The sequence below is a fragment of the Vibrio sp. T20 genome (genome assembly GCF_007858795.1).
Classification (GTDB): domain Bacteria; phylum Pseudomonadota; class Gammaproteobacteria; order Enterobacterales; family Vibrionaceae; genus Vibrio; species Vibrio satsumensis.
Map to the genome: position 1 here is coordinate 1 of NZ_VFEB01000229.1, position 404 is coordinate 404.

General features: G+C 55.4%; 1 protein-coding gene. It reads right to left on the reverse strand.

All coding sequences use genetic code 11. The features are described from left to right. Positions 1-404: Calx-beta domain-containing protein (locus tag FTW16_RS24595; RefSeq protein WP_186728103.1), on the reverse strand; the 404-nt coding region annotated here is incomplete at both ends.

A 404-nucleotide genomic window follows, 5' to 3' on the forward strand; every position in this document is an offset into this window, starting at 1 on the left:
GTTTGTGTCTGGTTATTTCCATCGACGTAAGTCACCACCATGTCACCAAGGTCGTTGGCTTCTGCTGTGTAGTTACCGTCCGTCGTTGGCGCTAGATTCACCACCACTGGCGCTTCGGTTTCATTCGACAGTGACACGGTGAAGACCGCATCTGTCCCTTCGTTCACGTCACCCGCGTCAGTCACCGATAATGCTGGCTTATCGTTGTCTGGGGTTCCTGGGCCTGTACCTGTACCGTCGTCTGTGATGGTCGCTTCGCCTGTCGCCGTGCCGTTAGACGTCACGCCGTTCGATTCTGTCACCACCAGACCGAAGGTTTCATCGCCTTCATAGACATTGTCGTCTGCAGTCGGAACGGTCACAGTAATCGCTGTCACGCCCGCTGGGATCGTCACGTTGTCAGA